This window comes from Kribbella sp. NPDC031520 (genome assembly GCF_055580825.1).
This window is the reverse complement of sequence record NZ_JBVIKS010000002.1, coordinates 881507-895134: the sequence shown is the minus strand read 5'-3', so window position 1 is coordinate 895134 and position 13628 is coordinate 881507. Positions and strand designations below refer to the sequence as shown.

The window sequence follows — 13628 nt, the reverse complement described above, 5'->3', positions numbered from 1 at the left end:
TCCGACGACCTCTTCCGTCAGCTGTCGTTCTATGTCATTCTCCCGGGCAAGATCCGAGATCCTATTGGATATTGCTATCGGATATTTCGTCTTTGTTCCGACCCAGCCGCCTAGGAGGAACCATGCCGAACGATCACGCACGCCGTGGAATCAGCCGCCGATCACTGATCTCCGGAGCACTCGGGCTGACTGCGGCGACCGCCGGCGGTGGTCTGCTCAGCGCTTGCAGCGGCTCCGGCAACGCCGGCAGCGCCACCGGCGGAAGCGGCGACGTGCAACCCAGCGTCTCGCTCGGCCCGAAGCTGACCACCGTGCAGTACCCGGAGGGCTACGTCGGACCGGTCGCCCGCGAGCTGAAGCCGCTGACCACCGAGAAGGTGACATTCAAGATCGTCGTACCGCAGGACGTGACGATCGGGGACTGGAAGACCAACGCGTTCACCAAGTGGTTCGAGCAGAAGACGAACGTCCACATCGAGTGGAACCAGATCGGCGGCACCCCCGACGACATCATGACCAAGGTGAACGCGATGATCGCGGCCGGCGACATCCCGGACGCGTTCATGGGCGTCGGCTTCACCCGCTCGCAGCTGTTCCTGTACGGCCAGCAGGGGCTGTTCACCGACGTCGGCCAGTACATCGACGCGTACGCGCTGAACCTGCAGCAGGCGATGAAGGACTACCCGGACACGCGCAAGCTGGTCCAGGCGCCGGACAAGAGGATCTACACGTTCCCGAGCATCAACGACTGCTACCACTGCCGCGCCAGCAACGGCCGGACGTTCCTGAACACCGACTGGTTGCAGCAGGTCGGCCTGGACATCCCGAAGACCACCGACGAGTTCCGTGAGGTACTGCGCGCGTTCAAGAAGGCCGACCTCGGGGGCAACGGCAAGACGATCCCGTTCGCCGGCTACAAGGACGCCGCGCTGGACACGTACTTCATGAACGCGTTCCTCTACAACCCGGGCGAACCGTGGCTGGTCGTCAAGGACGGCAAGGTCGACGTCACGTTCGACAAGGACGAGTGGCGCGAAGGCCTCAAGTACCTGCACGGCCTGTACAGCGAGGGTCTGATCAACAAGGACGTGTTCACCGCCGACCAGGACCAGATGGAGCGGTACGGCAACTCCCCGGGCAAGCCGATGATCGGCGGCGCGCGCTCGTACTACTGGGGCGGTTTCGTCGACATCGACCAGAAGGACCCGAACGCCCGCTGGCGCAAGTACCAGGCGATCCCGCCGCTGGAGGGACCCAACAAGGTCCGGTACGCCGCCTGGAACTACCTGGGCGTCGGCGTCGACGTGGCCAAGCTGGTGATCACGAAGAAGTGCGCGAAGCCGGAGCTGCTGGTCCAGTGGGCCGACGCGCAGCTGGAGCTCGAGGCGATCCTGCGGGCGTACGGCGGCCCGCACTTCGCCTGGGCGAAGAAGGGCGAGCTGGGGATCAACGGCAAGCAGGCCATCTACGGGTTCGACGCGACCTGGAACACCCAGAACGGCCTGAGCTGGAGCCAGGACAACGCGATGTACCGGTCGCAGGACTTCCGGCTCGGTGAGCGGGTGAACCCGAACGACCTGACCTTCGAGAAGCCGCTCTACCAGCAGACGGTGGACAGCTACTTCCCGTACAAGCAGCCGCAGGAGATGCAGTTCCCGCCGGTGACGCTGGACCAGGACCAGGCGGCGCAGGAGTCGGAGCTGAAGACCAACCTGAAGAACGAGGTATCCCAGTCGATGTCGCGGTTCGTCACCGGGCAGCTCGACCCGAACGACGACGGCGCGTGGAACGACTACAAGGACCGGGTCGCCAAGATCGGCGTGAAGCCGTACGTCGACCTGCAGCAGGCCGCCTACGAGACGTACAACTCATGAGCACAACCGCTACCCAGGACACGCGTTCGGACAAGATCGTCTCCGCCTGCATCTACACGGCGCTGGGCCTGTTCTGTCTCGCGGTCCTGTATCCGATCATCTACGTGCTCAGCGCGTCGGTCAGCAACACGAAGAAGGTCGCCGCGGGTGAGGTCTGGCTGTGGCCGGTCGGCTTCACGCTGGACGCGTACAAGGCGATCTTCGACTACAAGTCGATCGTCAGCGGCTTCGGCAACTCCGTGTACTACGCCGTCGTGGGAGCCGTGGTCGCGACAGTGCTCACGCTGCTGGCGGCGTACCCGCTGTCGAGGAAGGGCCTGCCGGGCAAGGGCCTGATCATGGCGGCGTTCGTGTTCACGATGATGTTCAGCGGCGGGCTGATCCCGACCTACCTCGTGGTCGACAAGCTCGGGCTGCTGAACACCCGGTGGGCGATCATCCTGCCGGCCGCGCTGGCGGTCTGGAACGTGATCATCACCCGGACGTACTTCATGGTGACGATCCCCGAGGAGCTGGTCGAGGCCGGCAAGGTCGACGGCTGCAGCGACTTCGGGTTCTTCTGGCGGATCGTGCTGCCGCTGAGCAAGCCGATCATCGCGGTGAACCTGCTCTTCTACGCGGTCGGCCAGTGGAACTCGTTCTTCAACGCGCTGATCTACCTGACCAACGAGCAGCTGTTCCCGTTGCAGGTCATCCTCCGGCAGATCCTGATCCAGTCGAAGGTCGACCCGTCGCAGATGCCGGACACCAGCAAGCTGATCCAGCTGAAGGAACTGCAGCAGCAGCTGAAGTACTCGCTGATCGTGATCGGGATGATCCCGCCGCTGCTGGTCTACCCGTTCGTGCAGAAGCACTTCGTCAAGGGGGCCATGATCGGCTCCCTGAAGGGATGAGCGCATGACGACCTCGACAGAAACCCGCTCATCGGTCCGTACGGCGACGCACAAGCGGACCCGGACCGCGAAGTCGTCGGTCGGCCTGGGTCTGCGGATGCGGCGCAACTGGCAGCTGTACGCGATGCTCGCGCTGCCCTTGATCTGGCTCGCGGTCTTCGCCTACTGGCCGATGTACGGGGTGATCATCGCGTTCAAGGACTACAACGTGGTGTCCGGGATCTGGGGCAGCCCGTGGGTCGGGCTGAAGCACTTCGAGCGGTTCGTGGACTCGTACCAGTTCTGGCGGCTGATCAAGAACACGGTGTTCCTGCACGTGTACGAGTTGTTCGCGACGTTCCCGCTGCCGATCGTGCTCGCGCTCTGCCTGAACACGGTCCGGCGGAAGTGGTTCAGCCGGTCGGCGCAGCTGATCACGTACGCGCCGCATTTCATCTCGACGGTGGTGGTCGTCGGCCTGCTGGTGGTCCTGACCAACCCGAACACCGGCGTCGCCAACCAGTTGCTCGGGCTGTTCGGGATCGGACCGGTCGACTTCATGGGCGACTCGGGGCTGTTCCGGCACCTGTACGTCTGGTCGGGCGCGTGGCAGACGATGGGCTTCAGCGCGATCATCTACCTGGCCGCGCTGACCAGCGTGCCGCCGGAGTTGCACGAGGCGGCGATCGTGGACGGTGCGTCGAGGTTGCGCCGGATCTGGCACATCGACCTGCCGGCGATCGTTCCGGTGGCGGTGATCCTGCTGATCCTGAACATCGGCTCGATCCTGTCGGTCGGGTTCGAGAAGGTGCTGCTGATGCAGAACAACCTGAACCTGGACGTGGCCGAGGTGATCGACACGTACGTCTACAAGATCGGTCTGGCGTCGGCGGTCCCGCAGTTCAGCTACGCGACCGCGATCGGCCTGTTCCGATCGGTGATCGGTCTCGTCCTGCTGGTGCTGGCGAACACGTTCGCCCGCCGGTTCGCGCGGAGCAGTCTTTGGTGAGCGGCCAGTCTGCGGTCAGCTAGGTCGACTGGCGATGCAGTCCGGTGGCGAGGGCGCCGGACAGCAGCAGCGCGCAGGTGCTGGTCATCGCGGCCAGCACCTTCACGCCGTTCAGGCCGGTGGCGGTGTCGGTGCCGAGGACGATGCCGGCGGCCACCGCGAGGACGACGAGGCCGAGCCAGATCACGAGGGCGGCGCGCTTCTCCTGCTGCGCGATCGCGGCGTACACGACGAGCTGCAGGACGGCGTACGCGGAACCGGCGACGGCGAACAGCCAGGTGTACGGGCCGAGCGGCGCGTACTTCTCCTTGCCGCCGATCACCGCGACCACGATCCCGGGCAGGATCAACGTCCCGGCGACCGCGCACGCGCCGAGGCCTCCGACGGCGAGGATCGCGCGCCGGAGCCGGACCGTGTCACCGGGAGAGTTGGCCAGCGTCGGGAACACCAGCACGATCACGAACTGCGGGAGGAACAGGCACGCCTTCGCGATGATCAGGCCGGCCGCGTAGTACCCGCTGTCCTTCTCGTCGAGCAGCGCCCGCGCGAACAGCACGTCCGCGTTCGCGAGCGCGAAGAACGCGAGCAGCGTGTGCGTGCCGTGCACGGTCTCCCGCAGTACGGCCTTGACGTCCTGACCGGTCGCGCCGTGCGAGCCGCGGAGGAAGAACTGCCCGAGGAGGGCCGGTACGGCGGCACCGATCGCGAGGCCGGCCATCGCCCAGTCGAGCGACGGGTGGACGAGAAGTGCGCCACCGCCGAGGATCAGCCGGCCGAGGCCCGCGGAGGTGTAGACGGCGGCGAGCTCCGTCCACCGCTGGCTGCCCTGGAGGATGCCGAGCTGCGATCCCATCAGCGTGAGGCCGCCGAGCGTCGGCGCCAGCAGCAGGATCGCGATCACCGAGTCGACGTGCAGCAGCCACATGAACACCGGCGTCAGTAGCAGACAGAGCGCGGTCAACCCGGCCGCGGACCGGCGACCGGCCCTCAGGATCGCGTCGCCGAGAGTCGCCGCGCCGTCCCCGGTGTGGGTGGCGAGCTGCCGCGCGCCGGTCGCCTGCAGGCCGAGCGACGCGACGTTGCCGATCAGCAGCAGGCCGAGGAGCGCGGTGATCGCGCCGAACTGTTCGGGGATCAGCCGCCGGGACCCGACCAGCGTGAAGCCGTAGGCCGCGACGTTCATGATCGCCATCGCGACGGCGACGACCGTGGCGCTGCGCAGGAAGCTCTTGCGCGGAGCCTGTGGTTGCGGCGCCGGGGTGGTGCCAGAAGTCATGCGTGCTGCCTCGGGTCATCGATACCGGGTGTGAGATTTGCCGGACCTCACGGTACGGCAACGATGCCGCCGCGGAGCCGCCGGATCCGTTAATGTCCCGCCGGTGAGGAGGCTGAAGGCGGGCAGTACGGAGCAGGTCGTGTGGCGGGCGCGGCTCGTCCTCGGCTGCCTGGCGCTGATCGCCCTCTGTTTCCAGCACGCCCCCGGCCGGATCGTCCCGGACCGCAAGCTCGAGCTGACCGCCGGAGCGGGCGGCCTGCTCTCCCGGGCGATGCACCTGTGGGATCCGCACACGGGCTTCGGCCAGCTGCAGAACGACTCGTACGGCTACCTGCTGCCGATGGGACCGTTCCACTGGTTGCTGGCCGCGCTTTCGGTACCGGACTGGATCGCGCAACGCCTCTGGTGGTCACTGGTCCTCTGCGTCGCGTTCCTGGGTATCTGGAAGCTGTGCAACGTCCTGCAGTACGGCGTGCCCTGGACGCGCCTGGCTGTTGCGCTGCTCTATGCCCTGGTGCCACGAGCGTTCGGTGAGCTCCCCATAGAGGCATGGCCGATGGCGATGGCTCCTTGGGTGTTACTGCCTCTTGTGTCACCACGGGCGCGCTCTGGATGGTGGCGCGCCAGCTGGTCGGCCGTGGCATTCGCACTGATCGGCGGCGCCAACCCGGCAGGCAGCGCCGCAGTACTGCTCCTACCGGCTGTCTGGCTGGTAGTGCGCGCACGGGTGAAGCTGCTGCTCGTCTGGCTCGGCTTCGTGGTCGCAGCGTCGATCTGGTGGCTCGTACCACTACTCATGCTCGTCAAGTACGGCGCTGCGCCGCCGACGCCACGCTGGTTGCCAGTAGCGGGCGCAGTCGTCGGTCTGCCGCTCGCGCTCGCGGCAGCGCACTACTTCCGCCGGCTGACGAACCTGTCCGTAGCGCGCGGCGTCCACCGTCGCGTCGTGCCTGTGCTGGTCACCGGCCTCGCCGTGGCTGCCGCACTACCTGTCGTCCTGACGAGGCCCGCGGGTGCGTTCGCCGCGATCCCGACGCACTGGCAGCAGGCCGCGCGCTGGCTGGACAACCAGACTGCTCCGGGCAGTGTCCTCGTGTTGTCGAGCTCGACGGAGCCGTTGGCCGCCCTCGTGAAGCGGCCGCTCGCGACGTTCACCGACGACATGCGGAGCCGGGTGGACTCTGGAGTCGGTGACCAGACGCTGCGGCAGGAGCTGAACCGCGACGGCGTCCGCTACGTTGTCGTGCGCAACGATCAGGAGGACGGTACGCCGGCGCTCGCGATCCACGACAGCCTGGCCGACGCGGGCATGTCGCGCGTCGCGTACTACGGGCCCGCCGGACAGACCCGGCTGCCGTACCCGAGTGTGGAGATCTACGACGTCGGCGCGACCACGCCCGGCCGGCTGGTTCCGGAGTCCCGGCTGTTCGCGTTCGGCGGCAGCGCGGACGACGTACCGACCGCTGTTACGGCGCTGGGCGGCGGTGGTGCGGCTGTACTGCAGGCCGACGCGGACGGCAAGGTCGACGGGCTGCCGCTGGTCGAGACGGCTGGTCAGGCCGATCGGGAGCCGACTGCAGTCGTCCTGCGGAACACGCAGATCGGGCGGTCCGGGTGCCTGCACGTCGGGTCGCGGGCGCTGTGCAGTCCGGACCAGGCGAAGGACTCCGCCGAGCCGAACGGTCTCTCGCGGACGATCCAGCTCCCGCAGGCGGCGACCTACCAGGTACGGGGGACCGCGCTGGCCAAGGACGGGGAGACGCTCGAGCAGCTGCTCGTCGTACCGGGTGCCGTCACCGCGACCGCGTCGTCGCGTGCGGTGGCCGCGCCCGAGGGACGGCCGGGTGCGGCCGTCGACCGGGAGCTCGGGACCGGGTGGCTGGCGGCGGCGGACGACCCGTCGCCGAACCTGACCTTGACGTTGCCGATGGCAAGGAATGTGCATGGGCTGCGGTTCCGGTCCGACCCGTACCTGAACGGTTCCCGGCCGGCCGGCGTGACGGTGCACTTCGACAACAGCGCGCCGGTGAAGGCCACGGTCGACGACGGCGGATACGTCCGGTTCGCGGCGCGGCACACGCGGACAGTCAAGATCGACTTCACCTCGACGAAGCCGCTGCAGGACGCGCGGACCAGCCCGGTCGGGGTGGACGAGGTCGAGGTGCTCGGCGCTGACGAGCTGCGCAAGGCGGTCGATCCGCGCCGGCGCGTCCCGGCGTACTGCGGGAACGGCCCGGCGGTCCGGATCGACGGCGTACCGATGCGGACACAGGTGACCGCGACCATGCAGCAGTTGCTGCAGCGGCGGCCGGTGGCGTTCAACCTGTGCGGGAGGATCCCGGCGGTCCCGCTGCGGTCCGGGCGGCACCAGATCGAGATCCAGGCGAACGGCGGGCTCGTACCGATCGAGACCACGATGGCCAAGACCGGGTTCGGCAGCGGGACCGGTCCGCGGGTGCAGGGTGTGGAGGTGTGGCGCCCGAATCCGACCGAGCTGACAGTGGAGGCGCCGGGCACGAGCGAGCCGTCCGTGCTGGCCGTCGCGCAGAACTACAACGAGGGCTGGGTGGCGTACGACGGCAGCGGCCGGAAGCTGACGCCCATCCGGATCGCCGGCTGGCAGCAAGGCTGGCTGCTACCCGCGGGACCGGAGCAGCTGGTCACGGCCCGCTTCATGCCGGACCGTACCTACAGGGCCGCGCTGCTGCTCGGGCTGGTCACGCTGCTCTCGGTCTTGGCCGTCGCGCTCTTCTTCCAGACAGGACGCTCCACGAACCGGTAGCTCACCGCTGCGATCGCCGTGGACGCTGTGAGCGTCACAGGAAGCCGTACGGCGAACGGGCCGTGCAGGAGTCCTAGTACGACGAACTGATACACCACGACGCCGTACGACAGCTTCGCGGCCAACTGCGCCGTGCGACCGCCGAGGAAGCGGACCGTGCCGGCCGTTGGTGTCAGCACCGGGAAGAGCGCACAGGCGACGGCCACTGTGTACAAGAGGCTCTTGATGAGGGCCTGGGCCGGTGTGGGGACGGAGTGGTCGTACGGCCCGGCGATGGGCGTCGCTGCGATCAGGAGGAGTGCTGCGGCGATTCCCCAGAGCGTGCCGGGGACCCTGGTCAGTGTGTCGAGCGTGGACGGGCCGAGCCGTCCGGTGGCACGGGAGACCTGCCACAGCGCCATACCCATGCCCACGGCGTACCAGCCGAGGTAGCCCGGCAGCCAGAGGCCTGCGCTCGGATGGCCTGTTGCCATCACGGCTGCCATCCACACCGGTCCAAGAATGGTCAGTGCGACCAGGACCAGGAGCCGCCAGCGGACACTGCGCCGAGTGGGACGCTCGTACCCGGTCAGCAGGCGCCCTAGGCCAGGGAGGAGCAGGTAGAAGGGGAGAGGTGTCAGCGCGGCCCAGCGAAGGTAAGTGGTCGCCGGGTGCGGGACGAAGGCGATCGACAGTAGTACTGCGATCAGTAGCGCGGGCAGGATGCGCAAGGCGCGGTTGCGGAGGTAGGGCAACGTCAGCGGCGGCAGGGTGCCTGAGAACCAGGCCAGCACGTGCGGGCGGTACAGGAGGAAGCCGGACAGGGCACAGAAGATCGCCCAGCCCACGTCCAGCCGTGAGACGACGCCTGCGAGCGGGGCATGCGCGTGCAAGCCGACCTGCGACACCACGACCGCCAATGCGGCGATCACGCGCAGTCCGTCGACCGCGGGGAAGCGTGTATGTCTCATGCTTTGTGTGCCGTCCAGATCGCAGTACCGGGGACCAGTGGGCCGCGTTCGGGGCCCCAGCCGCCCCAGATCAGTTCGTGCCCGGCAGGCCACTCCGGTTCGAGCAGGTCGTCGACGACGAAGCCGGCGCCGGTCAGCTCCCGGATCCAGTCGCCCGTCGTGCGGTGGTGCTCGGCGTAGACCGGCGTACCGGAGCTGTCGAGCTCGACGTACGGCCTGCGGTCGAAGTACGAGTGGGTGATCCGCAGCCCGGCGGGCGACGGGTCGTCGGGCATCGTCCAGCGGAACGGGTGCGTCACGGAGAACACGAGCGTCCCGGCGGGCCGTAGTACGCGCGCGATCTCGCGGAAGGCAGTACCCACGTCGGCGACGAACGGGAGTGCGCCGAAGGCCGAGCAGACGATGTCGAAGGTGGCGTCCCGGTAGGGGAGTGCGACGGCGTCCGCGGCGACCGTACGAACCGCCGTACCCGTCCGCTCGTCGAGGGTCTTCGCGTTCCGCAACTGCTCGACGGAGATGTCGAACGCCACCACGTCCGCGCCCTGCGTCACCAGCCACCGCGAGCACTGTGCGGCACCACACCCGACCTCGAGAATCCGCCGTCCCCGAACCGGCCCGAGCAGCTGCGCGTCGGCCTCGTCGACGCCCTCGGGCGACCAGATGAACCGGTCCTCACCGAGGAACTCGCCATGTTCGGCCAGGTACTCGTCGGCGACCTCGTCCCAGTAGGTACGACTGGCCCGCGAGGTCTCCGCCTCGGTCAGCTCAACCCGTACCGGCTCGTTCACCCGCCACACTCTAGTGTCGACGGCATGTCGGACTTCGCAGCTCATGCCGTTCCGTTATCAGGTGGGTACGGCGGTCAGACGTACGCCGTGAGTGCGGGCGGCGAGGACGCGGTGCTGAAGCTCTACGTGAAGGACCCGGACCGGGCTGCTGTCGACGCTGCTCTGCTGCAGTTGGTCCGGGGGCTGTTGCCGGTGCCACGGGTGCTGGAGCTGAAGCGGGAGGGGTCGTACGACGACCCGCCGTACCTGCTGACCGAGCGGCTCCCGGGAATCAACCTGCAGGTGTTCCTGGAGACCGCGGACGAGGGCGAGCGGCGGACGGTCGGGACGCAGCTGGGGGAGGTGCTGGCGCGGCTGAGCGGGATGCCGTTCCTGCAGGCCGGGATGTTCCGGGGCGGGGAGCTGACGGTCGAGCCCTTCGGGTCCGGTGACCTGGCGGAGTACGTGGCCGGGCTGAACCTGGACCTGGGCGACGGTTTCGCCGCAGTCATCGACGAGGCCGAGGACGTGCTCGCCGCCGGCGTCGACCGGTTCTGCCTGGTGCACAGCGACTTCAACCCGAAGAACCTGCTGGTCGACCCCGGCACCGCGCGGATCACCGGCCTGATCGACTGGGAGTTCGCGCACGCGGGTTCGCCGTACGCGGACCTCGGCAACCTGCTCCGGTTCTGCGAGGACTCGGTGCTGGCGCGCGCCGTACTGGACCAGCTACGCGGGCTCGGGGAGCCGCTGGTGGACCTGGGGCGGGCGGCCGACCTGTGGGCGCTGCTGGACCTGGCGAGCCGGGCCGCCGAGCACGAGGTCGCGGCCGCCGCGTACCGGCTGGTCTCCCGAATGGCGGACACGGGCACGCTCGCGGGCGGCCGTCCGGACCTGGACGTCGTACATTGAGAGCATCGGCACGTCGGGGTACCTCGGCGGGCGCCCGGTGACGACGGGTGCCCCAGGTTGTGCTGCCTTCGTCAAGCCCGGTATTCTGTGAGATGCGCTATGGGCCCGCGCGACCTCGGACGGAGCAGGCTCGTGACTCGCAGCAGCTCGGTGGTGAATCTGTCGTCTTCTGGCAATCCCGCGGTTTGGTGCGATCCAACGGTTCATGACGCGACCGCACAACACCACCAGTCCACGGAGCAACCCACCACATGACGGCCAGCATCGAGGCTCCCCTCGACCCCGCAGTACGCACCACCCCGCAGGTAGCGGTCAATGACATCGGGTCGGAGGCAGACTTCCTCGCCGCGATCGATCAGACCATCAAGTACTTCAACGACGGCGACATCGTCGAGGGCACCATCGTCAAGGTCGACCGGGACGAGGTCCTCCTCGACATCGGTTACAAGACCGAGGGCGTGATCCCCTCCCGCGAGCTGTCGATCAAGCACGACGTCGACCCGAACGAGGTCGTCAACGTCGGCGATCACGTCGAGGCCCTGGTTCTCCAGAAGGAGGACAAGGAAGGCCGTCTGATCCTCTCGAAGAAGCGCGCCCAGTACGAGAAGGCCTGGGGCACGATCGAGAAGATCAAGGAAGAGGACGGCGTCGTCACCGGTACCGTCATCGAGGTCGTCAAGGGTGGCCTCATCCTGGACATCGGCCTCCGTGGCTTCCTGCCCGCCTCGCTCGTCGAGATGCGCCGGGTCCGCGACCTCCAGCCGTACGTCGGCCAGGAGATCGAGGCGAAGATCATCGAGCTGGACAAGAACCGCAACAACGTGGTCCTGTCCCGCCGCGCCTGGCTGGAGCAGACCCAGTCCGAGGTGCGGATGAACTTCCTCACCCAGCTGCAGAAGGGCCAGATCCGCAAGGGCGTCGTGTCCTCGATCGTCAACTTCGGTGCGTTCGTGGACCTCGGCGGCGTGGACGGCCTGGTGCACGTCTCGGAGCTGTCCTGGAAGCACATCGACCACCCGACCGAGGTCGTCGAGGTCGGCCAGGAGGTCACCGTCGAGGTGCTGGACGTCGACATGGACCGCGAGCGCGTCTCGCTGTCGCTGAAGGCGACCCAGGAAGACCCGTGGCAGCAGTTCGCCCGGACCCACCAGATGGGCCAGATCGTGCCCGGCAAGGTCACCAAGCTGGTTCCGTTCGGTGCGTTCGTCCGCGTGGAGGAGGGCATCGAGGGTCTGGTGCACATCTCCGAGCTGGCCGAGCGGCATGTCGAGATCCCGGAGCAGGTCGTCCAGGTCAACGACGACGTCATGGTCAAGATCATCGACATCGACCTGGAGCGGCGCCGGATCTCGCTGTCGCTCAAGCAGGCCAACGAGGGTGTCGACCCGGTCTCGGACGACTTCGACCCGACGCTCTACGGCATGACGGCGACGTACGACGACCAGGGCAACTACATCTACCCGGAGGGCTTCGACCCGGAGACGGGCGAGTGGCTCGAGGGCTTCGACAAGCAGCGTGAGGAGTGGGAGCGGCAGTACGCCGAGGCCCACGCGCGCTGGGAGGCCCACAAGAAGCAGATCGAGGAGGCCAAGACGGCCGACGTGGAGGCCGGCGAGGCCTCGACGTACTCCTCGGCCGCTGCCCCGAAGGACGACGCCCCCGTCGAGGGTGCGCTCGCTTCCGACGAGGCGCTGCAGGCTCTTCGCGAGAAGCTGACCGGCCAGGGCTGATCGGTCCGACCCTTCGAGACCCCCGCACCCACCAGGGTGCGGGGGTCTCGCACGTTCATACAGGACCTAGTCGTAGGGCCGGCGGATCCGGGGCTTGCCGAGGTCCGTGCCCCACTGGCCGCGGCCCTCGCCCTTCAGGCGCAGTTTGAGTTCCACCACCTGCGCGCGGGCGCCGCTCGCCGAGAAGAAGCCGATCAGGTACGGCTCGTTCGGTGAGCCGGCCTCCCACGCCGGTACGTCGTGCTCGCCGTACCGTACGGTCCGCACCGGCGGGTCCTCGCCCGCCTGGACCCGGGCCGCGTCCTGCGCACAGGCCGGTACCCGGCGGGTCGGTCCCGAGCTCGGCGTCCACACCACGTCGACGGCGGCCGGTCCGTGCTGCGGGTTGAAGAAGCACGGCGTACGACGTACCGGCAGCGGCTCGCCCGCGACCCGGGCCCGGACGCACGCGAGCGCATACCGGCCGCCGGTCAGCGTGTCGACGATCGAACTGATCGCGTCGAAGGTGCTGAGCCGGTCCACCAGCCGCTCGGCGGTCTCGTACGCGTCCAGCGCGGCCTGGTAGTCGTGCCGCGTCTCCGCGTCCAGCTCGACGCCCTCCAGCAACTCCCCGAGCCGGCTGAGCTCCTCGCCGAAGAGAACCACGTCCTCCTGGGCCATCACCCGAACCTGCCGCAACTCCTCCGCACGCCGCTGCCTCCGCCACCACCCCATAAGCCATGCTAGCCACCTAGATAAGGTGCTGGCGTGTTGAGAGTGGGACTGACCGGCGGGATCGGGTCCGGGAAGAGTGCGGTGTCGGCGCGGCTGGCTGTGCGCGGGGCCGTCGTGATCGACTCCGACGTGCTCGCGCGCGAGGTCGTGGCGCGCGGGACCGACGGGCTGGCCGAGGTGGTCGCGGCGTTCGGTCCAGGCGTACTGACGGCCGACGGTGACCTGGACCGGCCGGCGCTCGGCAAGATCGTGTTCGGCGATGAACCCGCCCGGCGCGAGCTCGAGGCGATCGTCCACCCGCGGGTCCGGGCGCGGGCCGCGGAGATCGAGGCCGCGGCGGAAGCGGACGCGATCGTCGTCCACGACATCCCGCTGCTCGTCGAGACCGGTCAGGCGGACCGGTTCGACCTGGTACTGGTGGTCGACGTACCGGTGGAGACCCAGGTCGAACGGCTGACCGCGCAGCGCGGGATGACCGCGGAGGAGGCCGAGCAGCGGATCGCCAGCCAGGCGTCCCGGGCGGACCGGCTCGCGGTCGCGGACGTGGTGGTGGACAACTCCGGCAGCCTGGCCGACCTGGATCACCGCCTGGACGAGGTGTGGGCCACCTTCGAACACCGGCTAAGCCACGGTCCGGACACGAAAAGGTGACCCTTGCGCGGGAAATGATGCCGGTGGGACCCCCTGTACGAGAATCTGTCCCGGTCCGGCCCGTGGTGTTCACGGCTGGGCACGGCCGGTG

General features: G+C 68.3%; 11 protein-coding genes. 7 read left to right on the top strand and 4 right to left on the bottom strand.

Going from position 1 to position 13628, the window contains the following annotated elements; translation table 11 throughout:
* Positions 1–122: 122 nt before the first annotated feature.
* Genes ACZ5BU_RS12970 through ACZ5BU_RS12960 form a run of 3 tightly spaced genes read left to right on the top strand, consistent with a single transcriptional unit; the run spans position 123 to position 3755 of the window.
* On the top strand, positions 123–1874 hold the full coding sequence (locus ACZ5BU_RS12970) for a type 2 periplasmic-binding domain-containing protein (protein ID WP_465698382.1): 1752 nt from the start codon (positions 123–125) through the stop codon (positions 1872–1874).
* A complete protein-coding gene (locus ACZ5BU_RS12965) occupies positions 1871–2767 on the top strand; it encodes a carbohydrate ABC transporter permease (protein WP_465698380.1) in 897 nt (298 codons plus the stop codon). The genes ACZ5BU_RS12970 and ACZ5BU_RS12965 overlap by 4 nt, the downstream gene beginning before the upstream one ends.
* 4 nt (positions 2768–2771) lie before the next feature.
* The gene (locus tag ACZ5BU_RS12960; RefSeq protein WP_465698378.1) at positions 2772–3755 is read left to right on the top strand and encodes an ABC transporter permease; all 984 of its coding nucleotides are present in this window, start codon (positions 2772–2774) and stop codon (positions 3753–3755) included.
* A 19-nt stretch (positions 3756–3774) separates the two neighbouring features.
* Here ACZ5BU_RS12960 and ACZ5BU_RS12955 read toward each other — a convergent pair whose 3' ends face one another.
* Positions 3775–5031, bottom strand: a complete 1257-nt coding sequence (locus ACZ5BU_RS12955) for an MATE family efflux transporter (protein WP_465698376.1) — start codon at positions 5029–5031, stop codon at positions 3775–3777.
* A 103-nt stretch (positions 5032–5134) separates the two neighbouring features.
* Between ACZ5BU_RS12955 and ACZ5BU_RS12950 the strand changes: the two genes are divergently transcribed.
* A complete protein-coding gene (locus ACZ5BU_RS12950) occupies positions 5135–7813 on the top strand; it encodes an alpha-(1->3)-arabinofuranosyltransferase domain-containing protein (RefSeq protein WP_465698373.1) in 2679 nt (892 codons plus the stop codon).
* Here the strand turns inward: ACZ5BU_RS12950 and ACZ5BU_RS12945 are convergent.
* The gene (locus tag ACZ5BU_RS12945) at positions 7720–8763 is read right to left on the bottom strand and encodes an acyltransferase family protein (protein ID WP_465698371.1); all 1044 of its coding nucleotides are present in this window, start codon (positions 8761–8763) and stop codon (positions 7720–7722) included. The genes ACZ5BU_RS12950 and ACZ5BU_RS12945 overlap by 94 nt on opposite strands.
* Entirely contained in the window at positions 8760–9551 is a 792-nt protein-coding gene (locus ACZ5BU_RS12940) for a class I SAM-dependent methyltransferase (RefSeq protein ID WP_465698369.1), read from the bottom strand. The genes ACZ5BU_RS12945 and ACZ5BU_RS12940 overlap by 4 nt, the downstream gene beginning before the upstream one ends.
* A 24-nt stretch (positions 9552–9575) precedes the next feature.
* On the opposite strand from ACZ5BU_RS12940, the gene ACZ5BU_RS12935 reads away from it, so the two are divergent.
* Both ACZ5BU_RS12935 and rpsA read left to right on the top strand, forming a co-directional pair.
* Entirely contained in the window at positions 9576–10442 is an 867-nt protein-coding gene (locus ACZ5BU_RS12935; RefSeq protein WP_465698367.1) for a phosphotransferase family protein, read from the top strand.
* Between the two features lie 251 nt (positions 10443–10693).
* Positions 10694–12172, top strand: a complete 1479-nt coding sequence (gene rpsA, locus ACZ5BU_RS12930; protein WP_465698365.1) for a 30S ribosomal protein S1 — start codon at positions 10694–10696, stop codon at positions 12170–12172.
* Positions 12173–12238: 66 nt separating this feature from the next.
* Here the strand turns inward: rpsA and ACZ5BU_RS12925 are convergent, their stop codons facing one another.
* Positions 12239–12832: a hypothetical protein gene (locus ACZ5BU_RS12925; protein WP_465698363.1), complete on the bottom strand. Its 594-nt coding sequence runs from the start codon at positions 12830–12832 to the stop codon at positions 12239–12241.
* A gap of 87 nt (positions 12833–12919) precedes the next feature.
* Here ACZ5BU_RS12925 and coaE point away from each other — a divergent pair, with 87 nt between their 5' ends.
* On the top strand, positions 12920–13537 hold the full coding sequence (coaE, locus tag ACZ5BU_RS12920) for a dephospho-CoA kinase (RefSeq protein ID WP_465698361.1): 618 nt from the start codon (positions 12920–12922) through the stop codon (positions 13535–13537).
* The last annotated feature ends 91 nt before the right edge of the window (positions 13538–13628 follow it).